Here is a 24,914-nt window from a genome sequence, read left to right as displayed (position 1 = left end):
CGTTTCGTCTGTAGCCTGAGCGCGCTTACTGCTGCTTCGCAGCCTTCTGGGCTTCTTCCAGCTTCTTGCGGGCGTCCTCGGCCTTCTTCTGCATTTCTTCCTGCAGGAGGCGCTGGCGCTCTTCGAGCTGCGACTGCTCGATCGGGTCGCCGTCGAAGGCGCCGGTGAAACCAGAAAGCGTGAACTTGATCGGGTTGGGCGCGCGCTGGAAGTTCACGGAGGTGAAGACCACCTCGTTGCCCTTCTTGAGCGAGGCGATCGTCGCGTCGTTCAGCGGCACTTCAGCCACGCACTTGTCGGGCATGCAGATGGCGTAGTCGAGCTTCAGAGCCTTGCCGCCATCGATCTGCATCTGGACGCCCGGCGGGATCAGGCGAGCGGAGGGAACCGAGACCTGCAGGGCCTTGCGGTTGACCTTGCCGGAAACGGTGATGAGGCCGACAGCCGTGATGAGCTGGCCATTGTTGGCCGTCATCAGGTTCTGGACGATGCAGACGTCGTTGTCTTCCTGCTTGGTGCAGACCTTGAACCAGCCCTGCGGCGGACGGCCGGCGGCCTGCTGGGCCGAAGCGACGGTCGGCAGCGAAGCGGCGGCAACTGCCAGAGAGAGCACCGGCAGGGCCACGCGCTTGGTGATGTTTTTCGTGAACGACATGGTTCGATCTGTCTCCTGAATTCCGTTCTGGAACGAAGCGATGGGCGCGCCAGGGGCGCGCCTCGCCCTCCCGTAGGCCGACAGTTTCCCTGTTGGCCAAATGAGGCAAATGCATGACCCCCGTTTCGCCAAACCTGTTACATCGCGGCGTGCCCATAATCCAGTCTTTCGTGACGAATTTCGTCCGGATGCGCGCGCCCGCCGCAGAAAGACCATGGGTGACTGATTGGAATTGCCCCGTCGCCGGATCGTGCTAACGTCGCGCGACTCAATTGCAATCCAGTCCACGGAGGATGACGTGCGCGCCCTTTTCCTCGGCCTCGCACTGGTCACGGCAAAGCTTCTTGTCGCTGCACCCGTCATGGCAGACCCCGTCCATGCCATCGCCATGCACGGCCAACCCGCCCTGCCCGCCGATTTCAAGGCCTTCCCCTACGTCAATCCGGCCGTCAAGAAGGGCGGCAAGATCGCTTATGGCGTCGTCGGCACCTTCGACAACCTCAACCCCTTCATCCTGAAAAGCATGCGCACCACGGCGCGCGGCATGCTGGATCCGGAATTCGGCAATCTCGTCTATGATTCGCTGATGCAGCGCTCGCGCGACGAGGCCTTCTCTCTGTACGGCCTTCTTGCCGAAACCGTCGAATGGGACGAGGACCGGACCTACATTCAGTTCAACCTGAACCCCAAGGCGAAGTGGGCCGATGGCCAGCCGGTGACGCCGGAAGACGTGATCTTCACCTTCGAACTCTTCCGCGACAAGGGCCGCGTGCCCTTCTCCAGCCGCCTCGACAAGGTGGCGAAGATGGAGAAAGTCGGCGAGCGCAGCGTGCGTTTCACCTTCAACGAAAAGGCTGACCGGGAATTTCCGCTGCTAATCGCGATGACGCCGATCCTGCCGAAGCACGCCATCGATCCCGCGACCTTCGACCAGACGACGCTGAAGTTCCCGGTGGGCTCAGGCCCCTACAAGGTGGCCTCGGTGACACCTGGCGAACGCATCGTCTATGAGCGCCGCGACGATTACTGGGCAAAGGACCTGCCGTCCAAGGTCGGCTTCGACAATTACGACCAGATCTCGGTCGAGTATTTCCTGCAGGACAGCACGCTTTTCGAAGCCTTCAAGAAGGGCGAAGTGGACGTTTATTCCGAAGGAAGCCCGGTGCGCTGGAAGCGCAGCTACGATTTTCCGGCCGTGATAAGCGGCGACGTGGTCAAGGATACGTTCACGCCGAAGACGCCCTCGGGCATGCTGGGCTTCGTCTTCAACCTGCGGCGGCCGATCTTCGACAATCTGAAACTGCGCCAGGGCCTGACGCTCGTCTTCGACTTCGAATGGGTCAACAAGAACCTTTTCGAAAACGCCTATACGCGCACCCAGAGCTATTGGCAGAACTCCAAGCTCTCTTATCTCGACGCGCCGGCGGACGACCGCGAACTGGCGCTGCTGGGTGATGCGAAGAACCGTATCCTGCCCGGCGTGCTCGACGGAACCTATCGCCTGCCCGTGACCGATGCGTCGGGGCGCGACCGCAATGTCCTGCGTGAGGCGATGACGCTGTTTCGCGAAGCCGGCTATACGGTGAAGGACGGCAAGATGGTGGATGCCAAGGGCACGCCGCTCGCCTTCGAGGTGATGACCCAGAACGAGGGGCAGGAGAAGATGGCGCTGGCCTACCAGCGGTCGCTCGCGGCACTCGGCATCAGCCTGTCTGTCCGCACCGTTGACGATGCGCAGTACCAGCAGCGCAGCCAGACCTTCGACTACGACATGATCATCAAGTCGTTCTCCTCGTCGCTCTCGCCCGGCGTGGAGCAGCAGCAGCGCTGGGGCTCGGCCTCGCGTGACCGTTCCGGCGTCGATTCCTTCGCCGGCGTTGCCGATCCGGACGTGGACAAGCTCGTCAACAATCTCCTCAACGCCCGCAGCGAAGACGATTTCGTCGCCGCCGTGCGTGCCCATGACCGGATGCTGGTCTCCAACTTTTACGTCGTGCCGCTCTACCACGTGGCCGAACAGTGGGTGGCGCGGCGCAAGTACATCGATCGCCCACAGGCCGTGCCGCTCTATGGCTACCAGCTTCAGACCTGGTGGGACGCGCGGGCGCAGAAGTAACGGCTGCGGCCGGCCCGGACGGGCCGCCCGCCTCATCGAAAGGAACAGCATGAAGCCGATCGTGACCGTGGACGTCGTGTCCGACGTCGTTTGCCCCTGGTGCTATCTCGGCAAGGCGCGTCTCGATCAGGCCGTTCGCGCTGTGGCTAACGATGTCGACGTCATCGTGCGCTGGCGTCCTTTCCAACTCAATCCTGATTTGCCGGCCGAAGGTGTCGACCACAAGAGCCATCTTGCCGCCAAGCTTGGCGGTCAGGCGGCTGTGGATCGGGCGCATGAGATGCTTCGGGGCCTCGGCCGCGAGGCCGGTATCGACTATCGGTTCGAGAAGGTCGCAATCGAGCCCAACACGCTCGATGCCCATCGCCTGCTACACTGGGCGGCGACAGGCGGGCCGGAGCAGCAAAACGCCGTGGCAACCGCTCTTTTCAAGGCGAATTTCGAAGAAGGACGCAATGTCGGCGACGAGGAGACGCTGCTCTCCATTGCCGAGGGTGCCGGCATGGAACGCATCGTCGTCAGCCGCCTTCTCGATAGCGACGCCGACAGCGAGACCGTCAAAGGCGAAATCGACGCCGCCCGCCAGATGGGCGTCAGCGGCGTCCCCTGCTTCATCCTGCAGGGCAAATATGCCGTGATGGGCGCACAGAGCGTCGAGACGCTGGAAGATGCGATCCGGCAGGTGGGTCAGGAAGTTGCGGCGGTGTGAAGGGTCGCTCGCGCCAACATTGTTTTGGCGAGAGGCTATCAGAATCCATCGTTCTCCCGGGAGACCGTCGGTAAAGCAAGAGTGTCTTCACGCGGGTATTTAGCCGGCTACGTCAATGTGCGATCATGTCGGCGGGTTGCCCTGATTTTCTTTGGCCTTGTTCAAATTGAACCCTGCGTTCCGATTTTTTGCGGGCAATCGATTTTTATTGGCTTCGCGAGGCTTCTCGCTCGGCCAGGAGAATCGACTGCGCCTGATCCTTCTTCTTCGAGCCGACAGACGAGCCGAAATGGAATGCGACGACGGTCGCGAAGGCGGTTGCAAGACTGCCAAGTGCAATGTTGAAGACCTGATTGTCTGCGCCAGGAGCATTCGGGCGGAACAGCAGAACGAAGACCAAAGCGATGAAGCTGACTGGGATGAGGATCGATAGAGCCGGGGCGACCCAGTCAAAGCGACCATTGCCAGTCACTGTTTTGATGTAGGCAGCCCGTGCTTCCGAAAGGTCACCTAAAGTCCCGCTATCACTTGCCGGCTCTTGCGATGTGTTTCCAGGAGCCGGTCCGGCTGCACTGCCCTCTGACTTGACGCTCGGCTGAGGAATCACCGTCTTCAACAGGATTCTTGTTCCGATTTCAGTTTTGACGGTGTCTCGCAGAAGAGGATCCGAGGCCAGTAGTTCTGTCGCTTTCTGGACGTCGCTGAGCCCTGTTGCGCTCATCAGATAGGCCACCAATTCCTTGGCAATGGCATCACCATCCGGGCGCTTGAGCGCGCCGTCCACATCAGGATGAATACTCTTCGCAAGTTCAAGCCACGGATCCATGCTGCGTCCCCCATCTGGATGCAGGCAGCATGGAATCACACCCTATAGGTTGTAAATCATAATTAATACAACCTTAATTCACTGCCCCACCAGCCCCGCCAGTTGCGTCATCACCACGGCCGCGCCCTGCAGGCGCTTTTCCGGGGTCGGGTAGTCGCGGGCAAAGAAGATGCTGTGGTCGGGGCGGATTTTCGCCAGCGTGCCCTGCTTGGCGATGTAGCCGACGAGGCCTGCGGGGTTCGGGAATTCGCGGTTGCGCAGCTGGATGACGATGCCCTTCGGGCCGGCGTCGAGCTTTTCGACATTGGCGGTGCGGCAGAGCGACTTGATGTAGACGATCTTGAGGAGATGCTGCACCTCGATCGGCAGCGGGCCGAAGCGGTCGATGAGTTCGGCGCCGAAGGCATCGATTTCCTTGAGGTCGGTGATTTCCCCAAGACGACGGTAAAGGGCGAGGCGCAGGTGGAGATCCGGCACGTATTCGTCCGGGATCATCACCGGCGTTCCGACCGAGATCTGCGGCGACCAGCCGCTGTCGCGCACCTCTTCGGTGCCCTTGAGTTCGGCGACCGCTTCTTCCAGCATCTGCTGATAAAGCTCGAAACCGACTTCCTTGATATGACCGGACTGTTCGTCGCCGAGCAGGTTGCCGGCGCCGCGAATGTCGAGGTCGTGGCTGGCGAGCTGGAAGCCGGCGCCGAGCGTATCCAGCGACTGCAAGACCTTGAGCCGGCGGTCGGCCGTCGTGGTCAGCGTGCGGTTGGCGGGCAGCGTGAAAAGCGCGAAGGCGCGCACCTTGGAGCGACCGACCCGGCCGCGTAGCTGGTAGAGCTGGGCCAGGCCGAACATATCGGCGCGGTGCACGATCAGCGTGTTGGCGGTGGGCACGTCGAGGCCCGATTCGACGATGGTGGTCGATAGCAGCACGTCGTACTGGCCCTCGTAGAAGGCGTTCATGATGTCTTCAAGCTCGGTCGCGGCCATCTGGCCGTGGGCGACGGCGACCTTCAGTTCCGGCGCGGTGGCGCGCAGGAAATCATGAATTTCCGAGAGATCGGCAAGACGCGGGCAGACATAGAAGCTCTGGCCGCCGCGATAATGTTCCCGCATCAACGTCTCGCGGATCACCAGCGGATCGAACGGCGAGATAAAGGTGCGCACCGCCATGCGATCGACCGGCGGGGTAGTGATGAGCGAGAGTTCGCGCACGCCCGTCAGCGCCAGTTGCAGCGTGCGGGGGATCGGCGTTGCCGAAAGCGTCAGCACATGCACGTCGGATTTCAGCTCCTTCAGCCGCTCCTTGTGCTTCACGCCGAAATGCTGCTCCTCGTCGATGATGAGCAGGCCGAGATTGGCGAATTTGACGGAGGCGCCGAGCAGGGCGTGGGTGCCGACGACGATGTCGGTCTTGCCCTCCTCCACCTCGCGCTTGACCAGCGACAGCTCCTTGCCGCCGACGAGGCGGGAGGCCTGCTGGACGCGGATGGGCAGGCCGCGGAAGCGCTCGGAGAAGGTCTTGAAATGCTGGCGCGCGAGCAGCGTGGTGGGCACCACCACGGCCACCTGCACGCCGTTCATGGCGGCGAGGAAGGCGGCGCGCAGCGCCACTTCCGTCTTGCCGAAGCCGACGTCGCCGCAGATCAGGCGGTCCATCGGCCGGCCGGCGCCGAGATCCTCGCGCACGGCCTCGATGGCGTTCATCTGGTCGTCCGTCTCGTCGTAGGGGAAGCGGGCGGCGAATTCGTCGTAGAGCCCGTCGGGCGCAACCAGCGCCGGGGCATGGCGCGTGGCGCGCTCGGCGGCGATGCGGATCAGGCCGCCGGCCATATCCAGGAGGCGCTTCTTGAGCTTGGCCTTGCGGGCCTGCCAGGCGACGCCGCCGAGCTTGTCCAGCACCGCATCGCTGCCCTCAGAGCCATAGCGCGACAGAAGCTCGATGTTCTCGACCGGCAGGAAGAGCTTGGCGTCGTCGGCATAGCGCAGTTCGAGACAGGCATGCGGGGCGCCCGCCGCCTCGATGGTGCGCAGTCCCACGAAGCGGCCGATGCCGTGCTCGGCATGCACGACGATGGAGCCTTCCTCAAGCCCGGCCACTTCCGCGATGAAATCCGACCCGCGGCGGCGGCGCTTGGAGCGGCGCACCATGCGGTCGCCGAGAATATCCTGTTCGCCGACGACGACGAGGTTGCCGGTCTCGAAGCCGGCTTCGAGGCTCAAGACGGCGGCTGCCGCTTCGCCCGGATTCAGGGTGTCGATCTCCTTCAGCGCCGTGATGGTGCGGACATTGCCAAGGCCGTGCTCGGCGAGCACCTGCAGCAGGCGATCCAGCGAGCCTTCGCTCCAGCCGGAAACCAGCACCTTGTCGCCCTTCGAGCGGCGGTCGGCGATATACTTGACCGCGAGTTCGAACACATTGGCGCGCTCGCCTTCCGCGACCGCTTCCGTCGTGCTCTTTGCCCAGCGCACGCCGATGCGCGCTTCGATCTCGACGACGGAGCGGTTGTCTGCCGCCTGTTCGAGGAAAGGCGACAGGCGGATGGCGTTGCGGGCGGCAAGTTCGCCGGCAAAGGCATCCGCATCGAGATAGAGCTGGTCCGGCGGCACCGGCTTGTAGGGCGTCGCCTGCGCGCTTTCGCCCTTGGTCGGCTTTGCGGCGTCGCGGCGTGCCTCGTAGTAGTCGGCGATCAGCTTGCCGCGCTCGCCGGCGGCCTCGCGCACCGTGTGGTCCGTAACGATGCGGAAACCGTCGAGATAATCAAAGACGGTTTCAAGTTCGCCGTAGAAGAGCGGCAGCCAGTGCTCCATGCCGGCGTAACGGCGGCCCTCGGAAACGGCCTGGTAAAGCGCGTCGTCGCGGGTCGCGGCGCCGAAAAGCGCAAGGTAATTGGTGCGGAAGCGGCTGATCGTTTCCTTGGTCAGCGACACCTCGCTGACCGGGTTGAGATCGATGCTCTTCAGCTGGCCCGTGGTGCGCTGCGTGGCGGAGTCGAAGGAGCGGATCGTCTCCAGCGTGTCGCCGAAGAAATCGAGGCGCACCGGCTCGGCCATGCCGGCGATAAAGACATCGAGAATGCCGCCACGCACGGCATATTCGCCGACATCGCGCACGGTCGCGACGCGTTCGAAGCCGTTATGCTCAAGGCGGGCGACGATATCGTCCATGCGCACGGTCTGGCCGGGCTTTGCCGAAAAGCCGAGGATTTTCATGATGCTGCGGGGCGGCATGCGCTGCAGCGCGGCATTGACGGTCACGAGCACGATCGCTGGATGGGGCCTTTCGGCGTGGGCGATGAGATTGCCGATGGCGGTCAGGCGGCGGGCGGAAGTATCGGCGCTCGGAGACACCCGGTCATAGGGCAGGCAGTCCCAGCCGGGCAGCGTCAGCACCGGAATATCGGGCGCGGCAAAGGCCAGCATCTGTTCCAGGTCCGCCACCCGCTGGCCGTCCGAGAGGACATAGGCGAGCGGTCCGGATGCACGCGCGAGATCCGCGATCAGCAGCGGCTCCAGCCCGGCCGGCGCCGGGCAGATGGTGACTTCGCGGGCGCTGGTCGCGACCTTGCGGGCGTCGAATCCGGGAATTTTCATAGATTATCGGTCTTCCGGCTGGCTTTCGACGGGATAGGGAAAATCGGGCTTGTAGGCGGCGATGCGCGCGAAGAGCGCGGTGTCGAAGACCTGCGGCAGCGGCTTTTCGCCGGTGATCCACTTGACGAGGTCGTTATCCTCCTCGGCCATGATCCGCTCCAGCTCATCAAGCTCGGCATCGTCCAGACCGGTCAGCTCTGTTTCGGCAAAGGTGCCGAGGATCAGGTCCATCTCGCGGATACCGCGATGCCAGGCGCGGAAGAGAATGCGGCGGCGGCGCGGATCGAGGTCGGCGCTGGTGCGGGTGATGCCGGTCATTGCTTGGTCCTTCATCCCTTGCCGTGCGGGCGGTGCGGCCGGAAAATGTCCCGCCTCGCCCGCCCGTCTTCTGTCGGGCTGGCCGGTCTATAAACGCTGGAAAGGCGGTTGTCAGCCATGCACGAGCCTTGCCAAAGCCCTATTCCTCGGTTCTTGTCGCGGCCATGCGCCCTGCCATCCTCGATCCCCTGTTTGCCGCGCTCGACAGCCTGCCGGGCATCGGTCCGAAGGTCGGTCCGCTCTATGCCAAACTGCTCGGCCGCGAATCGATTACGGACTGCCGCGTCATCGATCTTCTCTTCCACGCGCCGCACGGGCTGATCGACCGGCGCAAGCAGCCCGGCATTGCCGACGCGCCGCAGGGCTCGATCGTCACGATCACGGGCCGCGTCGATCGCCACCAGCCGCCGCCGCGCGGCAAGTCCTCGGTGCCCTACCGCGTCTTCCTGCACGACGAGACGGGGGAACTGGCGCTGACCTTCTTCCGGGTCAAGGGCGACTGGCTGTCTAAGGCCTTGCCGGTGGACGATGTGGTGACCGTCTCCGGCAAGGTGGACTGGTTCAACGGCCGCGCCTCCATGGTGCATCCCGATCACATGGTCAAAGCCTCCGAAGCGGCCTCCTTGCCGCTGGTGGAGCCGGTCTATGGCCTGACGGCGGGGCTCTCTCCGAAGACGCTGAAGAAGACCATCGACGCCGCCGTGGAACGCATTCCCGAGATCCCGGAATGGTTGGACGGGCCTCTGACGGCGCGAGAGGGCTTTCCCGCGCTGAAGGACAGTTTCGAGCGGCTGCACACGCCGCGCGACGAACTGGACATCGACCCGCGCTCGCCTTCCCGGCGACGGCTGGCCTATGACGAGTTCCTGGCCGGGCAATTGTCGCTGGCGCTGGTGCGGCAGAAGCTGCGCAAGGTGGCGGGCATGCCGGTGCGCGGCGACGGACGGTTGCGCCAGAAGGTGCTCTCCGCCCTGCCCTTTTCGCTGACCGGCAGCCAGACGACGGCCGTTGCCGAGATCCTGGCCGACATGGCGGGCGACCAGCGCATGCTGCGCCTCGTGCAGGGCGATGTCGGTTCCGGCAAGACGGTGGTGGCGCTGATGGCGATGCTGGCGGCGGTGGAGGCCGGCGGGCAGGCCGTGCTGATGGCGCCGACGGAAATCCTGGCGCGGCAGCACCACGCAACACTTTCCGGCATGGCGCGCGTGGCCGGCCTTGAGGTCGAGTTGCTTACGGGCCGGATGAAAGGCAAGGAGCGCGAGGCGGCGCTGGAGCGGATCGCCTCCGGCGACAGCGCCATCATCGTCGGCACCCATGCGCTGTTCCAGGATGCGGTCTCCTATCGCAATCTGGTGCTGGCGGTGGTGGACGAGCAGCATCGCTTCGGCGTGCACCAGCGCCTGAGGCTCACCTCGAAGGGCATCTCGCCGCACATGCTGGTGATGACCGCGACACCCATTCCCCGCACGCTGGTGCTCGCCGCCTTCGGCGACATGGATGTCTCCAAGCTCACGGAAAAGCCTGCCGGGCGCAAACCGATCAAGACCGTCATCGTGTCCAACGAGCGCACCGGCGAAATCGTCGACCGGTTGCGGGCGGCCCTTGCCGAGGGGCGCAAGGCCTACTGGATCTGCCCGCTGGTGGAGGAAACCGAGGAAAGCGACCTCATGTCGGTGGACGAGCGCTTCGCCACGCTGAAGCAGGTGTTCGGCGCCGATGTCGGCCTCGTCCACGGCCAGATGCCGGGGCCGGACAAGGATGCGGCAATGCTTGCCTTCAAATCCGGCGAGACGCGCATTCTGGTCGCGACCACCGTGGTCGAGGTGGGCGTGGACGTACCGGATGCGACGATCATGGTCATCGAGCACGCCGAACGCTTCGGCCTTGCCCAGCTTCACCAGTTGCGCGGACGCGTGGGGCGCGGCAGTGACGCCTCCACCTGCATCCTGCTCTACAAGGGGCCGCTCGGCGAAACCTCGCGGGCGCGGCTCAGCGTCATGCGCGATACGGAGGATGGTTTCGTGATCGCGGAGGAAGATCTGAAGCTGCGCGGCGAAGGGGAGCTTCTCGGCACCCGCCAGTCCGGGACGCCCGGCTTCCGCATCGCGAACCTTGAGGCGCATGGCGATCTTCTCGAGATCGCGCGCAAGGATGCGGCTTATGTGCTCGAAACCGATCCGGACCTGACGGGGCCGCGCGGCACGAACCTGCGCACGCTGCTCTATTTCCACCGGCGCGACGAGGCGATCCGGTTTCTCAGGGCTGGCTGAACCGGCGAAGGGCTGCCGGCCACGCAAACGTGATTTCCAGCCATTCCCGTTCGGCCGCATCCTCCTGGTGTTCGAGCAAACAGGAGGAATGGCATGAAGCAGATTCTCATCCTTGCCGCCGCGGTCGTCGGCCTGTCAGCGCCCGCGGCCCTTGCCGATTGCGCCGGCCATGTCAGCGCGAAACTGCCGGTCGATACGGAAACGAAAACGGCCAGCATCATCCTGCCGGAGACGGCGAAGGCGCCACAGAGCGCCATGACCGATCCAACGCGTCTGCCGCCGACGGGCGAGACGAAGACGGCGCAGTGATCTTTCGCGGGCCGCTGCGGCGGTCCGCCCTTTTCCAAGCCCCCGGCTCGACAGTGCTTGTTTTCAGGCGCCCGCCGCAGCCGGCTCTTGCGTGACGGCGGCCGGTGCGGGCCGCTTGTGTTCCGGCGTGACCAGACCGCCGGAGATCAGCAGCTTGGCGGCATCTTCCGCGCTCATGTCGAGCATGACGATCTTTTCCCGGGGAACGAACAACAGGAAGCCGGCGGTCGGCACCGGCGTCGGCGGCAGGAAGACCGTGACCATGTCCAGCCCGCGCTCGTCGAATTTTGCCTTGATCTCGCCCTTCACGTCTGTCGCGATGAAGACCAGCGTCCAGCTGCCAGGCATCGGATACTCGATCAGGCCCGCCTTCTTGAAAGAAGTGGACTGGTCCTGCAGCACCGTCTGGAAGATCTGCTTCAGGCCCTTGTAGATGGAGCGGACCAGCGGCGTGCGGTTCAGAAGCGATTCGCCGAGGCCGACGATCGAGCGTCCCACGATATTCGCCGTCAGGAAGCCGATCAGCGTGATGACGATGACGGCGACAACGAGGCCGAAGCCAGGAACGGCGACGGGCAGGTAGTTGTCGGGATTATAGAACGTCGGCAGGTACGGCTTCACCCAGCCATCGGCCCAGTCGATGAAGGAAATCACCAGCCAGGCGGTGATGGCGATCGGCGCGCAGATGATGAGGCCCGTGAAAAAGTAGTTCCTGAGCCGCGTTGCCAGAAAGCCGCGTACGCGATGTTCAGCCATGTTCGTGTGTCTCAGCGCCGCTTGGTTCGCGACACCCTCAAGAGGATGTCACCCGGCCAGGGGTCAATCTTCGGCTCCGCCCGTGAAGGCCGGATGATAGCCGACAATGCCGGAAGCCGGACGACCCGACAAGGTCAGGACCGAAAAATATTGCGGCGCAACACCGGGCATGCCGACGCCGGCATCGCTGACGAAACCGAAGCGCCCGTAATAGGCCGGGTCGCCCATGACGACGATGCCATCCGTGCCTCGCTGGCGGGCAAGGGCAAGCCCTGCCTCCACCAGACGACGACCGACGCCCTGACGCTGGTGCTCGATCGCTACCGCCAGCGGACCGAGGCCGAGATAGTCCCCATCCGCTTCCGACAGCGTCACGGGCGAGAAGGCGATATGGCCGGCGATCTCGCCGGCTGCGTCGATCGCCACGAGCGAAATTGTCAGCGCTCCTGCGGCACGCAAGCCGTCGACAATCGCCGGCTCGCTGCCATCGCTGTGCGGGTGCCCGTCGAAGGCCGCGGCAATCAACGAGCGGATGGCGGCCTCGTCTTGCGGCTCTTCCGGGCGGACGATCACTCGACCGTGACCGATTTCGCGAGGTTGCGCGGCTGGTCCACGTCGGTCCCCATGAAAACGGCGGTGTGGTAGGCGAGAAGCTGGATCGGCAGCGAGAAGATCATCGGCGCGACGATCTCGTCCACGTTCGGCAGCACGATCGTCGCCATGGTCGGCAGGGTCGAGGCGGCGGCACCCTTCTCGTCGGTGATGAAGATGATGCGCCCGCCGCGGGCGGCGACTTCCTGCATGTTCGAGACGGTCTTTTCGAAGAAGCGGTCATGCGGCGCGATGACGATGACCGGCATGTTCTCGTCGATCAACGCGATCGGCCCGTGCTTCAGCTCGCCGGCAGCATAGCCTTCGGCGTGGATGTAGGAGATTTCCTTGAGCTTCAGCGCCCCTTCCATGGCGAGCGGGAAGGAGGTGCCGCGGCCGAGATAGAGCACGTCGCTGCATTTGGAGAGATCGCGGGCGAGCGCCTCCATCTGCGGCTGGATGCGGTTCAGCACCTGCCCCATCAGGCGCGGCATTTCGCAGAGGTGACGCACCAGGTTGCGCTCGTCTTCGGCCGTGATCGTGCCGCGGGCGCGGCCGGCGCCAATGGCAAGCGCCGCCAGCACCGAAAGCTGGCAGGTGAAGGCCTTGGTGGAGGCAACGCCGATTTCCGGACCGGCGAGGATCGGGAAGATCGCGTCCGATTCCCGCGCAATGGTCGATTCGCGCACGTTGACGACGGCGCCGATCTTCAGGCCCAGATCCTTGCAGTAGCGCAGCGAGGCCAGCGTATCGGCGGTCTCGCCCGACTGGGAAATGAAGAGCGCTGCAGACGCCGGATTCAGCGGGATCTCGCGGTAGCGGAATTCCGAGGCGACATCGATTTCGACCGGCAGGCGGGCAAGACGCTCGAACCAGTATTTGCCGACGAGGCCGGCGAGATAGGCCGTGCCGCAGGCGGAGATCGCAAGGCTCGGGATCGCCTTGAAATCGATGGCGGCGGCGTTCGCCGTGATCGTGTTCTCGATGAAATCGACGTAGTGGCCGAGCGCGTGGGAGACGACTTCCGGCTGCTCGTAGATTTCCTTTTCCATGAAGTGGCGATGATTGCCCTTGTCCACCATGTAGGCGGCGGCAACCGTCGTCTGGCGGGGCCGGTGCACCGGCTGTCCGTCGAGGTCGAAGATGTGCGCGCCGTTCGGGCCGATCACCGCCCAGTCGCCATCGACGAGATAGCTGATCTCATTGGTGAAGGGGGCCAGCGCGATGGCATCCGAGCCCAGATAGCTTTCGCCCTCGCCGAAGCCGATGGCGAGCGGCGGGCCGTTGCGAGCCGCCATGATCGTGGACGGGTCGTCCTCGAAGATGACGGCGAGCGCGTAGGCACCGGTCACGCGGCGCAGCATCGCGTGCATCGCCTCGCGCCGGCCGAGCCCTTCGCGGCGGAGTTTTGCAAGAAGCTGGGCGACGACTTCCGTATCCGTCTGCGTCCGGAACTGCGCACCGCCGGCGATCAGCTCTTCCTTGATCACGGAGAAATTCTCGATGATGCCGTTGTGGACGACGGCCACGCCATCGGTGAAATGCGGATGCGCATTGTTTTCGGTCGGCGCGCCGTGGGTGGCCCAGCGGGTGTGGGCAATGCCGATCGAGCCGTCCAGCGGCTCGGCCTTCAGGCGCTTTTCCAGATTGACGAGCTTGCCTTCCGCGCGGCGGCGCTCCAGCTTGCCGCCGGTGACGGTCGCGACGCCGGCCGAATCATAGCCGCGATATTCGAGGCGCTTCAGCGCATCCACCAGACGTTCCGCGACGGGCTCCCTGCCCACGATGCCGACGATACCGCACATGCGATCTCTCCATTTCTTTCAGCGGGCGCCGGATCTGGCGGCCCAGGACGGACCTTAGTCCTTCGAACCTTTACGATTGGCCTTTGCGGCCTGATAGCGCGCCTTCAGCTCCACCGCGCGGCCGGGCTTTACCGTCTGGCGGGCGCGACCGAAGGCGAGCGCTTCGGCCGGTACATCGTCCGTAATAACGCTGCCGGAGGCGACAAGGGCCCGGTCGCCGATCGTGACGGGCGCCACAAGCGCCGAATTCGATCCGATGAAGGCATCCGCACCGATATGCGTCTCGTGCTTGTTCACGCCGTCGTAGTTGCAGGTGATGGTGCCGGCTCCGATATTGGTGCGCGCACCGATCGTCGCATCGCCGATATAGGTGAGGTGATTGATCTTGGCGCCCTCGCCGATCTCGGCCTTCTTGACCTCGCAGAAATTGCCAACCTTGGCGTCCGCGCCGAGATGCGCGCCGGGCCGCAGCCGCGCATAGGGCCCGACGGTCGCGCCGGGGCCGACGTGGGCGCCTTCCAGATGCGAGAAGGCATGGATGATCGCATCCGCCTCGACGGTGACGCCGGGGCCGAAGACGACGTTGGGCTCGATCAGCACATCCGGCGCAAGGACCGTGTCATGGGAAAGGAACACCGTTTCCGGTGCGATCATCGAAACGCCCGCCAGCATGAATTCGCGGCGGCGGCGCTCCTGCCAGAGCTTTTCGATGTAGGCGAGTTCGGCGCGGGTGTTGCAGCCTGTTAGTTCGGCCTCGGGTGCCACGACGACACTGGCACGGCCACCTGCCGCGCGGGCGACCTCGACGATGTCGGTCAGGTAATATTCGCTCTTGGCATTGCTGTTGCCGATACGGCCGAGCAGGTCGAGCGCCTTGCGGCCGTCGATTGCCATCAGGCCGCCATTGCAGAGCGTAATGGCACGCTCGGCCTCGGTCGCGTCCTTGTGCTCGCGGATGGCGACGAGCGCGCCATTCTCCACCAGCAGACGGCCGTAGCCCGTGGGGTCTGCCGTCTCAAAGCCGATGACGACGACGTCGTTGCCGTCCTGAAGACCGGAACGAGCGGACGTCAGCGGCGCTTCGGTGATCAGCGGCGTATCGCCATAGACGACCAGGACATCGTCGTAGCCTTTCGCGATCGCATCGCGGGCGGCGAGCACGGCGTGGGCGGTGCCGAGACGTTCCGTCTGGATGAAGGAGGCCAGCGAAAGGCCCGGACGCGCGGCGGCCTTTTCCACCTGGTCGGCATCCCGGCCGAGCACCAGCGCGACCTCTGCGATACCGGCGGCCTGCAAGGCGTCGATCACATGGGCGATCATCGGCTTGCCGGCGACGGGATGCAGGACTTTGGAGCGCGACGATTTCATTCTGGTGCTGTCGCCGGCGGCGAGAACGATGGCCAGGCAGGAACGCGTCATGAAACCCCCGAAGATCGTAAGCGCAGTCGCCGTGTCACCCGGCAACCGATTCCGGCGTTCCTTATCAGCAAGTTGTTTCAAGAAACATAATCACTTCCGATTACGCGCGTTAACCGCCCTCAAAGACCCGCATGCGATAAAGCCAGCCGGCATTGAAGCGCGGGGATGCACGATGACGATCAGCCTTTTTCCGGAAACCCAGACGGTGTCGCGCGCCCGCACGCCGCTCCCCGTGCCGCAGCATCTGCCGCTCGCCATCCTCGCGCTCGCTGTCGTGGTGCTCGCAGGCCTTCTCCTCGTCACCATTCGCCAGCCGATCGGTCCCATGTACTGGGATCATTTCATCTATCTGGACGCTGCCGAACGCATCACCAATGGACAGATTCCGTCCGTCGATTTCTTCGCGCCCGTCGGGCCGCTCGGCTACTATCTTTTCTGGCTGACCTCTTTTCTCTTCCCGCACGGCCAGCCGCTGCTGATCGCCAGCTGGTCCATGATGATCGTCACCGCGCCGCTAATGGCGCTGGTGACCATCGATGTGAGCCGCCGCTCGCCCGGGCTGGCGCTCGCTTTCGTCCTTCCCTTCCTGCTGTTTTCCGCCCTTCCCTTCACCACCGGCGATTTCTATCCTTTTCCCGGCTCCGACGGCTTCGGCATCTACAACCGGCAGGTCTGCCAGTTGCTCTATGTTCTGGCCGCAGCCCTCGTGGCGGTCCGAAGCACGCCGGTGCTGGGCGTCGTCATGGGCGTCGCCATGCTCGCGCTGTTCGAGACCAAGGTAACCGGTGCGGTCGGTGGCGCCGTGCTCTGCCTCCAGGCCCTGCTGGCCGGACGGCTGCCGCTGCGCATTGCACTGGTGGCAGGTGCGCTCGTCATTGCAGCGCTTGGCCTGATCGAGATCCCGACGGGCATGACGGCAGCCTATCTGCACGACATCATGGCGCTTGTATCAATGAACGAAGGTGCGCTCCTGCCGCGCCTCGTGCAGGCGGCATCGCTCAACTTTGGCCTCGTGCTGGCAACGGCGCTTGCCGGTCTCGTGCTTCTTGCGACACGCATCGAAGGGCTGACCGAGACCGTTGCGGAGCCCGGCCTGATCCGATGGCTCTTCGACAGGCCGACCGTGTGGCTCGCAGCCTTCATTCTCGCCGGCCTGCTCTTCGAAAGCCAGAACACCGGCAGCCAGGCCTTCATCTTCGTCTGGCCCCTCGTTGCAGTCATTCTTGCGGCCATTGCCGTGGAACGCCTCTCCATACCGACGGTCGGCGCCGGTATTCTTCTTTTGGCTGTCGCGCTGCCCCCGGCCGTTACCATTACGGAAAAGGCCGCACGCGCCTGGGCAGGCGCCCTGCTGAACGCGCCGCTCGAAACCGCTCACCTCGGGACGCTCGATGCGGTGTCGGTCAGGCCCGATTTCCAACGCCAGGCCGCCATCATGCGGGACCGCTACATCGCGGACCGCGCCACCTACCAGCGCATCGCCGAGGACAATGTGCTGCCGTCCTATCTGCTCTACAGCGATTTCGACTTCCAGGTGCTGCTGATGAAGGAACTCGACGCGACGGCCGGTGCCATCGTCGCGTTCGAAAAGGCCAATGGCGTGCGCTTCGAGACGATTTTCACCCTCGATTTCACCAATCCGATGCCCTGGATCCTGAAGCGTGATGCCCCGCGGCTCGTGGCGATCGGCGCAGACCCCTATCGCGCCGTGCCCCAGCCGAGCGCAGCCGTTATTCAGTCCGTCAAGGCGACAGACCTCGTGCTCCTGCCAACCTGCCCGATCACCAATGCGCGGCTGAGGCTGCTCGACCTCTATCGCGACGGCCTCACCGATCACCGGCGGATCACCCTGACGCCGTGCGCGGACGCCTTCATCCGCAATGGAATGATGCCGGCAGCCACGACAAGCGGCGGCTGAGCGCAACGGTCATAGCGCGCGCAAGCGGCTTTCCGACAGAAGCCCGCCTTCGTCCAGAATGGGATGCGCGACGGAGACCAGATGCGCATTGACGCGCTTCAGATCCCTGAGCATGTCCAGATGGAGCGAGCTGGTCTGGAGGCTTTCGACACGGCCGTCTCGCAGGCGTCCGAGGTGGCGCTCGGACGAAGCTTTTTCCCGTCGCCGGATTTCCACCTTGATTTCCATGAGTTGGCGGGCAAGCGCTGTGTCGCGGGTAATGAAAATGGTCTGGGCGATGCGCAGATTGTCGATCGTCAGCGCAAAAAGTGACTTCAACTCCTCGAACCCTTCGTCGGAGAAATATAGCCCATTGCCGATTTTCTTGCGCACCTGCTCACTCAATCCCTTCTCGATGATGTCTCCGACATGTTCGAGATTGATCGCATAGTCGATGATGACGATGGAGCGGCGCGACTGTTCTTCCGACAGGCCGTTGCGGCCCAGACGCGACAGAAACAGCTTCACATCCTGCTGCAGCCGATCGACCTGCCGCTCGATGCTCGGGATGGCCGCAAGTTCGGCAACGTCATTTCGATTGAAGGCATGCATGACGTGCACGAGCATCTGCTCGATTGCGTCACCGACGCGCAGCACCTCCCGTGACGCGCCGGACAGGGCCATCAGCGGCACGTTCAACGTCATCTCGTCCAGATGGCGCGGACCTCGATCGTCCTGCTCGCGCTCGGGAACGAGGTGCGTCGTCAGCCTCGCCAAGGGACCCGACAGCGGCAGGGCAAAGACGGCCATGGCGATATTGAAGGCAAGATGGATATCGACGGGTAGCGCTGCCGGCTGGATCGGCAACGTGCCGAGGGGACCAACGAAGAGCCCGGCAAGCGGAAGCGCGACGACGACCCCGACACTTCTGACGATGAGATTGCCAAGGGTAACCCGCCGCGCCGCCGGCGCCTGCGCGAGCGTGGCAACGACAGGCGGGATCGCACCGCCGAGATTGGCGCCCAGCACCAGCGCAACCGTGAGCCCCGGCGTCAGGACGCCCGAGACCGACAGCGACAGGATCAACACGACGATCGCCAGGCTGGAAGACGAGAGAAAGGCCAGCACGGCGGCAAAGATCATGGCAACGGGCCAGGCACCGTCGAGCATGGCCAGAAAGGATCGCAGCGCCACCGATTCCCGGAATGGATCGGTGGCTGCCGACAGGACATGCAGCGACAGCAACATGAGGCCGACGCCGATCAGCGCGCCACCCATGCCTTGCCTTGCCCCCGAGGCAGAGCCGCGCTTCAGCGCCACGCCCGCCAGGATCAGAAGCGGTGAAAGCCAGTGAATGCCGGTCGAGACGAGCCAGGCGGTCACGGCAGTCCCGATGTTGGCGCCGAGAAGAACGATCTGCGCCATTCGCGGCTTCATCAGCCCCCTCTCCGTAAAGGAGGCGACCATGAGGGAAGTTGCCGTCGAGCTTTGCAGCGCGATCGTCGCCAGGAATCCGCTCGCAAGGGAGTGAAGCGGGCCACGCGTTCCCGTGGCGAGCGCCGATCGCAGGCGCATGCCGAACGCAATCGTCACGCCTTCCTTCACCTGCGACAGGCCGAAGAGGAGAAGGGCGACTGCGCCAAACAAATTGACCATCACGATCAGCGATTCCATCGTCACCCTCCTCGCTGTTGGAGCGGCAAATGCGCGACGACCACTTCCGTCGTCGACGCATCAAATCCGGACTATGACAGTTTTATGACAACACTCATCGGGATTTCCGACGCGCAACAGTCCATCCGCGCCACGAAGCCGCATCGAGCGCCTTCTTCGGCTGCCGGCCGGTCTCCCGAATTTGAAAGGCGCGCCCTTCAATTCCCACGGGCTTTGCTCTAAGGAAACTCATTCGCTCGGCAGCCTAGAGGTTGCCGGGCGCATTCGACATTGCCGACGGAGACTTCCGAACCATGCTTGAAATGCTGCGCGCCTTTGCCCGAACCTGGGTCATGAAGGGTCTGATGATCGTTCTGGTCGTTTCCTTCGGTGTCTGGGGCATCTCCTCGTCGCTTCATACCGGTGTCTCCGATTCTGTCGTCACCGTAGGCGATGTGAAGGTCAAGCCGCTCGATTTCCGCCTGGCCTACGAGCGTCAGGTCGCACAGTTGTCGCGCCAGTTCGGTCAGCGGCTGACGCCGGACCAGGCACGGGCCTTCGGCGTGGAAGCGCAGGTGTTTTCGCAGGTGATCGCCGGCGCCACCCTTGACCAGCTCGCGGAAAAGATGAGCCTCGGCCTTTCCAAGGACCGCCTTGCGCAGTTGATCAGCGAGGACCCGACGTTCCACGGCGTCAATGGCCAGTTCGACCGCGTCGCCTTTGCCTCCATCCTGCGCAATGCCGGCCTGCGCGAGCAGGACTACATCGACAACCGCAGCCAGGTCGCGGTCCGCTCGCAGATCGTCGATGCCGTCTCGGATGGCTACCAGCCGCCGAAGGTGCTCGTCGATGCGATCCGGCAGTACCGGCAGGAAAGCCGCACGGTCGATTACCTCATGCTGTCGAATGCCAATATCGACCCGGTCAAGGCCCCTGCCGACGACGTGCTGGCACCCTGGTTCGAAAAGAACAAGGCCAACTACAAGGCTCCGGAATTCCGCAAAGTCGGCTACCTCAAGCTTGAGCCGGCCGATATTGCCGACGAGAGCGCGGTGACCGAAGAAGACCTCAAGACAGAATATGAGCGCCGCAAGGCGACCTTCAGCGCGCCGGAAACCCGCACCATCGAGCAACTGACCTTCCCGTCGCGCGAGGCTGCCGATGCGGCCGCTGCCAAGCTTGCCGCCGGAACGACCTTCGACCAGCTGGTGAGCGAGCAGGGCAAGACGGCGACCGACGTGCTTCTCGGCGATTTCACCAAGGACAGCCTGCCGGACCAGAAGATTGCTGCAGCCGCCTTTGCGGTCGCGACCGATGGCGGCACGACGCCTGTCGTGGACGGCGCCTTCGCCCCCGTCATCGTCCGCGTCACCAACATCAAGCCGGCGACGGTCAAGAGCTTCGACGAGGTGAAGGATACGCTGCGCAAGGACATTGCGCTTGACAACGCGTCGAACGAGCTCGTCGGCATCCATGACCGTATCGAGGATCTGCGTTCGCAGGGCACGCCGATCAAGGAAGCGGCCCAGCAGATGAAGCTGAACTATGTTGAAGTGCCCGCCATTGATGCGCGTGGCAACGACAAGGACGGGGAGCCTGTGACGACGCTGCCGCAGGCGCAGGATCTCCTGTCGGAAATCTTCAAGAGCGACGTGAACGGCGAAACGCAGGCCGTGACGCTCGGCCGTGACGGCTACGTCTGGTTCGACGTGCTCGACATCGAGCCGGCGCGCGACCGCACGCTCGCAGAAGCGCGCGACCGCGTTATCGCCGACTGGACAGCCGAACAGCAGCGCGCTGCGCTCGCCGCCCGCGCCAAGGAACTGGAAGAGCGCGTCAAGAAGGGCGAAACGCTGCAGGCCATTGCGACCGAACTCGGCCTCGTGGTCGAGACCAAGTCCGGCCTTCACCGCAATGCCCAGGACGCGGCACTCAGCCCTGCTGCCGTCGCCGCCGCCTTCAGCGGCCCGAACGGCGAGGTTGCCACCGCGCCCGGCGTCGGTGGCGAAGGCCAGATCCTCCTCAAGGTCACCGACGTGCAGGACGTGCCCGGCGACGTGCTCGACAATGACGCGCGTGGCATCGAGGCTGTCGCCCGCGCCAGCGGCGACGACATTCTCGACCAGATGGTGAGCACGCTGCAGACCGCCTATGGCGTGCAGATCAACCAGGCGCTGGCCGACCAGACCATCGCTTCGACGCGCTGAGGGATTTCGCGACCATGAGTGACCTCAAGCCCTTCATCGCCAAGGTCGCGACCGGCAAGCCGCTCGACCGTACCGAGGCCGATCAGGCCTTCGACGTGATCATGTCGGGTGGCGCCACGCCCTCGCAGATCGGCGGGTTCCTGATGGCGCTGCGGGTGCGCGGCGAGACCGTGGACGAGATCGCCGGCGCCGTTGGCGCCATGCGTGCCCGCATGCTGACGGTCGAGGCGCCCGCCGACGCCGTCGATATCGTCGGCACGGGCGGCGATGGTGCCGGTACCTACAATATCTCGACACTGACCGCGCTGATCGTGGCCGGGGCCGGCGTGCCGGTCGCCAAGCACGGAAACCGGGCGCTGAGCTCCAAGTCGGGCACGGCGGACGCGCTCTCCTGCCTCGGCGTCAAGCTCGACATCGGTCCCGACGAAATCAGCCGGTGCATCCGCGAGGCCGGGCTCGGCTTCATGTTCGCGCAGCAGCACCATTCGGCCATGCGGCATGTGGGCCCGACCCGCGTCGAACTCGGCACGCGCACCATCTTCAACCTTCTCGGGCCGCTTTCCAACCCGGCCGGCGTGCGCCGCCAGTTGCTTGGCGTCTTCGCACCGCAATGGGTCGTGCCGCTTGCCGAAGTCCTGCGGGATCTGGGTTCGGAAACGGCCTGGGTCGTGCATGGCGACGGGCTGGACGAAATCACCACCACCGGGACGACGGAGGTCGCGGCACTCGAAGGCGGCAAGATCCGCACCTTCCAGCTGACACCAGCGGATTTCGGACTGGAGCGGGTCGATCTTCAGGCGCTGAAGGGTGGCGACGGGGCGGTGAATGCCGCCGCGCTGAAGGATGTGCTATCGGGTGTGCGCAATGCCTATCGCGATATCTGCCTTGCCAATGCGGCCGCGGCGCTCATCATTGCCGGAAAGGCCGGGGATCTCGGCGAAGGCATGACGATGGCACGGGCATCACTCGATAGCGGTGCTGCGGGCCGCGTGCTCGACAAGCTTGTCGAAACCTCAAACGCAGCCTGACGGAGACAGATCCGATGACCGACATCCTGCGCAAGATCGAAGCCTACAAGCGCGAGGAAATCGCCGCGGCCAAATCGGCCGTGCCCCTTGCAGAGCTCAAGGCGCGGGCCGCCGACCAGCCGGCGCCGCGCGGCTTCCTGAAGGCGCTGCAGGCGCGAAAGGCGAAGGGCCGCTTCGGCCTGATCGCCGAAATCAAGAAGGCGAGCCCGTCCAAAGGCCTGATCCGCCCGGATTTCGATCCGCCGCGGCTTGCCGAGGCCTATGAGGCTGGCGGCGCGGCCTGTCTTTCCGTTCTCACGGATGCGCCGAGCTTCCAGGGGGCGCCTGAATTCCTGACGCAGGCGCGTGACGCCTGCAGCCTCCCGGCGCTGCGCAAGGATTTCATGTTCGACACCTATCAGGTGCAGGAAGCCCGCGCCTGGGGTGCCGACTGCATCCTTCTCATCATGGCGTCCCTGTCCGACGACGATGCACGCCGCCTTGAGGATGAGGCCTTCGGGCTTGGCATGGACGTGCTTGTGGAAGTCCACGATGCCGAGGAGATGGATCGGGCTCTGAAGCTTGCGTCGCCCCTCGTCGGCATCAACAATCGCAACCTGCGCACCTTCGAGGTCAGCCTGACCGTCAGCGAAAACCTTGCCGCCATGGTGCCGGAAGACCGGCTGCTGGTCGGCGAAAGCGGGGTCTTCACCCACATCGACTGCATGCGCCTCGACAAGGTCGGCATCACCACCTTCCTGGTCGGCGAAAGCCTGATGCGCCAGCAGGATGTGGCGCGTGCCACGCGCCTGCTTCTCGATGGTGACGGCGACAGGGCCGCGGCGGAATAATGACAGAGCAGCGCCTCTCCCACATTGCCGCCGACGGCACGGCCAACATGGTCGATGTCTCCGGCAAGGCCGAGACGCTGCGCACGGCGGTGGCGGAAGGCCATGTCCGCATGCTGCCGGAAACGCTGGCGCTCATTCTCGCTGGCAATGCGCTGAAGGGCGACGTGATCGGCACGGCGCGGCTTGCGGGCATCATGGCGGCCAAGCAGACTGCCAGCCTGATCCCGCTCTGCCATCCGCTGATGCTGACGAAGGTTGCTGTCGATATCGAACCCGACGAGACGCTGCCCGGCCTTCGCGTCACCGCCATGGCGCGGTTGACGGGCAAGACGGGTGTGGAAATGGAGGCGCTGACAGCCGCCAGCGTTGCCTGTCTCACCATCTACGACATGGCAAAGGCCGTCGATCGCGGCATGGAGATCGGCGGCATCCGTCTTCTGGAGAAAAGCGGCGGGCGCTCGGGTGATTTCCGCGCACCGGACCCGGAGGCCCGCGCATGAGCCTGCTGCCGGTCGAGGAGGCGCTTGACCGTCTGCTCTCGGCCGCGCGGCCGCCGGCGGAAACGGAAACCGTTGCGCTCGACGCCGCTCTCGGGCGCGTGCTGGCAGCCGACCTTGGTGCCCGGCTGACGCATCCCGCCTTCGACAATTCCGCCATGGACGGCTATGCGCTGCGCCACGCCGACATTTCCGCCGGCGACGGGACGGTGCTGACGGTGATCGGGCGCTCGGCGGCGGGCCTTCGCTTCGGCGGCGCGATCGGTCCGGGCGAGGCCGTGCGCATCTTCACGGGCGCACCGATGCCGGAAGGCGCCGATACGGTGCTGCTGCAGGAGGATGCAGATGTGCTGGAGGGCGGGCGCATCCGCACGACCTTCTCACCCGTGCGTGGCCGACACGTTCGCCCGAAGGGGCAGGATTTTTACGAGGGCGAGACGGTGCTGGCTGCCGGTGCGATGCTCGACGCGGGACGGCTGACGCTGGCCGCGTCCTGCAATCATCCGCAGCTTGCCGTCTTCCGGCGCCCGCGCGTGGCGATCCTTGCGACCGGTGACGAGCTTGTGCCCCCCGGCGGGGAACCGGGTCCGGACCAGATCGTCGCCTCGAACGGCGCGGGGATCGGCGCCATAGCGCGGGACAACGGCGCCGATGTCATCGATCTCGGCATTGTCAGGGATGACGAGGCGGCCATTGCCGCCGCCGTTCGGAACGCCGTGGCCGCCGGTGCAGATGTTCTGGTCACGCTTGGTGGCGCGTCGGTCGGCGATCACGATCTCGTCCAGCCGACGCTTTTGTCGCTCGGGATGACGCTGGATTTCTGGAAGATCGCCATGCGGCCCGGAAAGCCTCTGATGGTCGGGCGGCTTGGCGACATGCAGGTCATCGGCCTGCCGGGCAACCCCGTCTCCAGCCTCGTTTGCGGTCTGCTCTTTCTGGAGCCCCTGGTGCGCCGGCTTGCCCGTCTTCCGGCACGCGGACGCGCGATGACCGTGCGGATTGCCGCTGAGCTTCCGGCAAACGACAAGCGGCAGGACTATGTCCGGGCTCGCTTCACGAACGAGGACACGCCACCCGGCGCCCTGCCCTTTTCCCGGCAGGACTCGTCCATGGTCAGCGTCTTTGCCAATGCGGACTGCCTGATCGTGCGCCCGCCGCAGGCTGGCCCTGCCCGTGCTGGCGATCTGCTGCCCGCGCTGCGGCTGCGATAGACATCATCGGTTGCCGTCTTTAAAAAAACTGACGCAAGCCCTTCATGCGGCCGTCACGTTAACCCGTTATTTACCATCGCATTGGATCATTCGATCAGCAGGCAAGACCACGGATGTACTGGCGCGCCTCTGAACGATGCGAGAAGGTCGGGTTCCCCCCGGCCTTTTTTGCTTTCACGTGCCTTTCCGGCCAAGCCATCTGCCGCGGGTGAAACACGAAAACAGCCTG

At 64.5% G+C, this 24,914-nt stretch carries 19 protein-coding genes; 10 read left to right on the top strand and 9 right to left on the bottom strand.

Translation table 11 applies throughout. The features are described from left to right. Positions 1 to 25: 25 nt before the first annotated feature. Positions 26 to 655, bottom strand: a complete 630-nt coding sequence (locus tag ACED18_RS02700; RefSeq protein ID WP_377288741.1) for an invasion associated locus B family protein — start codon at positions 653 to 655, stop codon at positions 26 to 28. A 361-nt stretch (positions 656 to 1,016) separates the two neighbouring features. On the opposite strand from ACED18_RS02700, the gene ACED18_RS02695 reads away from it, so the two are divergent. Together ACED18_RS02695 and ACED18_RS02690 are read left to right on the top strand one after the other, a co-directional pair. Beyond that, the gene (locus tag ACED18_RS02695; protein ID WP_377290993.1) at positions 1,017 to 2,771 is read left to right on the top strand and encodes an extracellular solute-binding protein; all 1,755 of its coding nucleotides are present in this window, start codon (positions 1,017 to 1,019) and stop codon (positions 2,769 to 2,771) included. Positions 2,772 to 2,820: 49 nt separating this feature from the next. Beyond that, positions 2,821 to 3,480, top strand: a complete 660-nt coding sequence (locus ACED18_RS02690) for a DsbA family oxidoreductase (protein ID WP_377288739.1) — start codon at positions 2,821 to 2,823, stop codon at positions 3,478 to 3,480. A gap of 205 nt (positions 3,481 to 3,685) precedes the next feature. Here the strand turns inward: ACED18_RS02690 and ACED18_RS02685 are convergent, their stop codons facing one another. The 3 genes from ACED18_RS02685 to ACED18_RS02675 form a co-directional block, all read right to left on the bottom strand. Then, positions 3,686 to 4,306, bottom strand: coding sequence for a hypothetical protein (locus ACED18_RS02685; protein ID WP_377288737.1), 621 nt, complete (start codon positions 4,304 to 4,306; stop codon positions 3,686 to 3,688). A gap of 78 nt (positions 4,307 to 4,384) precedes the next feature. Next, positions 4,385 to 7,894, bottom strand: coding sequence for a transcription-repair coupling factor (gene mfd / locus ACED18_RS02680; RefSeq protein ID WP_377288735.1), 3,510 nt, complete (start codon positions 7,892 to 7,894; stop codon positions 4,385 to 4,387). A gap of 3 nt (positions 7,895 to 7,897) precedes the next feature. After that, positions 7,898 to 8,212: a succinate dehydrogenase assembly factor 2 gene (locus ACED18_RS02675; protein WP_377288733.1), complete on the bottom strand. Its 315-nt coding sequence runs from the start codon at positions 8,210 to 8,212 to the stop codon at positions 7,898 to 7,900. Between the two features lie 164 nt (positions 8,213 to 8,376). Here ACED18_RS02675 and recG point away from each other — a divergent pair, with 164 nt between their 5' ends. Together recG and ACED18_RS02665 are read left to right on the top strand one after the other, a co-directional pair. Then, positions 8,377 to 10,482 carry an ATP-dependent DNA helicase RecG gene (recG, locus tag ACED18_RS02670; RefSeq protein WP_377288731.1) on the top strand — a complete coding sequence of 702 codons (2,106 nt, stop codon included), beginning with the start codon at positions 8,377 to 8,379 and terminating at the stop codon, positions 10,480 to 10,482. 93 nt (positions 10,483 to 10,575) lie between these two features. Beyond that, positions 10,576 to 10,791, top strand: coding sequence for a hypothetical protein (locus ACED18_RS02665; RefSeq protein ID WP_377288729.1), 216 nt, complete (start codon positions 10,576 to 10,578; stop codon positions 10,789 to 10,791). A gap of 63 nt (positions 10,792 to 10,854) precedes the next feature. Here the strand turns inward: ACED18_RS02665 and ACED18_RS02660 are convergent, their stop codons facing one another. The 4 genes from ACED18_RS02660 to glmU all read right to left on the bottom strand — a co-directional run bounded on the left by ACED18_RS02660 (position 10,855) and on the right by glmU (position 15,362). Beyond that, positions 10,855 to 11,547, bottom strand: coding sequence for a DUF502 domain-containing protein (locus ACED18_RS02660; protein WP_377288727.1), 693 nt, complete (start codon positions 11,545 to 11,547; stop codon positions 10,855 to 10,857). Between the two features lie 63 nt (positions 11,548 to 11,610). Further along, entirely contained in the window at positions 11,611 to 12,120 is a 510-nt protein-coding gene (locus ACED18_RS02655) for a GNAT family N-acetyltransferase (protein ID WP_377288725.1), read from the bottom strand. Next, entirely contained in the window at positions 12,117 to 13,943 is a 1,827-nt protein-coding gene (gene glmS / locus ACED18_RS02650) for a glutamine--fructose-6-phosphate transaminase (isomerizing) (protein ID WP_377288723.1), read from the bottom strand. The genes ACED18_RS02655 and glmS overlap by 4 nt, the downstream gene beginning before the upstream one ends. A 54-nt stretch (positions 13,944 to 13,997) precedes the next feature. Continuing rightward, positions 13,998 to 15,362: a bifunctional UDP-N-acetylglucosamine diphosphorylase/glucosamine-1-phosphate N-acetyltransferase GlmU gene (gene glmU, locus ACED18_RS02645; RefSeq protein ID WP_377288721.1), complete on the bottom strand. Its 1,365-nt coding sequence runs from the start codon at positions 15,360 to 15,362 to the stop codon at positions 13,998 to 14,000. Between the two features lie 172 nt (positions 15,363 to 15,534). On the opposite strand from glmU, the gene ACED18_RS02640 reads away from it, so the two are divergent. Continuing rightward, positions 15,535 to 17,280 carry a hypothetical protein gene (locus tag ACED18_RS02640; protein ID WP_377288719.1) on the top strand — a complete coding sequence of 582 codons (1,746 nt, stop codon included), beginning with the start codon at positions 15,535 to 15,537 and terminating at the stop codon, positions 17,278 to 17,280. Between the two features lie 9 nt (positions 17,281 to 17,289). Here ACED18_RS02640 and ACED18_RS02635 read toward each other — a convergent pair whose 3' ends face one another. Next, the gene (locus ACED18_RS02635) at positions 17,290 to 18,933 is read right to left on the bottom strand and encodes a Na/Pi cotransporter family protein (RefSeq protein ID WP_377288717.1); all 1,644 of its coding nucleotides are present in this window, start codon (positions 18,931 to 18,933) and stop codon (positions 17,290 to 17,292) included. Positions 18,934 to 19,226: 293 nt separating this feature from the next. Between ACED18_RS02635 and ACED18_RS02630 the strand changes: the two genes are divergently transcribed. The 5 genes from ACED18_RS02630 to glp are packed head-to-tail and all read left to right on the top strand — an operon-like array spanning position 19,227 to position 24,685. Then, complete coding sequence (locus ACED18_RS02630) at positions 19,227 to 21,119, top strand: peptidyl-prolyl cis-trans isomerase (RefSeq protein WP_377288715.1); 1,893 nt, start codon at positions 19,227 to 19,229, stop codon at positions 21,117 to 21,119. Positions 21,120 to 21,133: 14 nt separating this feature from the next. After that, entirely contained in the window at positions 21,134 to 22,147 is a 1,014-nt protein-coding gene (gene trpD, locus ACED18_RS02625) for an anthranilate phosphoribosyltransferase (protein ID WP_377288713.1), read from the top strand. 14 nt (positions 22,148 to 22,161) lie between these two features. Next, positions 22,162 to 22,977: an indole-3-glycerol phosphate synthase TrpC gene (gene trpC, locus ACED18_RS02620; RefSeq protein WP_377288711.1), complete on the top strand. Its 816-nt coding sequence runs from the start codon at positions 22,162 to 22,164 to the stop codon at positions 22,975 to 22,977. After that, entirely contained in the window at positions 22,977 to 23,477 is a 501-nt protein-coding gene (gene moaC, locus ACED18_RS02615) for a cyclic pyranopterin monophosphate synthase MoaC (protein WP_377288709.1), read from the top strand. The genes trpC and moaC overlap by 1 nt, the downstream gene beginning before the upstream one ends. After that, on the top strand, positions 23,474 to 24,685 hold the full coding sequence (gene glp, locus ACED18_RS02610; RefSeq protein WP_377288707.1) for a gephyrin-like molybdotransferase Glp: 1,212 nt from the start codon (positions 23,474 to 23,476) through the stop codon (positions 24,683 to 24,685). Before moaC ends, glp begins: the two co-directional genes overlap by 4 nt. The last annotated feature ends 229 nt before the right edge of the window (positions 24,686 to 24,914 follow it).

Origin of the sequence: Rhizobium sp. SG2393 (assembly GCF_042610495.1) — a bacterium.
Lineage (GTDB): Bacteria > Pseudomonadota > Alphaproteobacteria > Rhizobiales > Rhizobiaceae > RU20A.
This window is presented reverse-complemented; position numbering and strand designations above follow the sequence as displayed.